This is a genomic window from Vibrio sp. 378, from assembly GCF_033339435.1.
Genome location: NZ_JAWOUO010000541.1, coordinates 1 through 706, shown reverse-complemented (window position 1 = coordinate 706; position 706 = coordinate 1). Strand labels below are relative to the sequence as shown.

At 47.6% G+C, this 706-nt stretch carries 1 protein-coding gene; it reads right to left on the bottom strand.

Going from position 1 to position 706, the window contains the following annotated elements:
* Positions 1–158 precede the first annotated feature (158 nt).
* Positions 159–706 (bottom strand): AbgT family transporter (locus R7Q48_RS27425; protein WP_318133414.1); only part of this gene is annotated, 548 nt, incomplete at its 5' end.

Below are 706 nucleotides of genomic sequence, written 5' to 3'. Positions count from 1 at the left end.
TTCCGATCTAGTCCGCGCGAAGCGATAACGGCCTTTCTTTCAAGCATTGAAATGATCCATCGATGAAATAAGACTCAACAGAGTTCGTACTTCAAACATGCAAAAAAGCCTGCGAATATCGCAGGCTTTTTTTGGAGCTGTGTGAGGTGCCCTAAGTATTACGGTGTGTAATACGTTGCAGCGCCCGGGCCGACTGGTAGACCAAATACGAATACCCATAGGTAGAACAGCAGACTCCAACCTACGATAAAGCAGATTGAGTAAGGTAGCATGGTCGCGATCAGCGTACCGATACCTAGATTCTTCATGTAGCGAGTCGCTACCGCCAAAATCAAACCAAAGTAGCTCATCATCGGTGTGATGATGTTCGTGGTTGAATCTCCGATACGGTAAGCCGCTTGAATGGTTTCTGGAGCATAACCCACTAGCATTAGCATTGGCACGAAGATAGGAGCTGTCACGGCCCACTGCGCCGATGCAGAACCGATCATCAGGTTAATGAAGCCACACATCAGAATGAATGCGAAGAACAACATAGGGCCAGTCAGACCGATGCTTTGCAGGAAGTCAGCACCTGCAACGGCAAATACTTGGCCAAAGTTCGTCCACTTAAAGAAAGCAACAAACTGCGCAGCGAAGAACACCAACACGATGTACATGCCCATCGAAGACATTGATTTAGACATCGCATCGATAACATCACGGT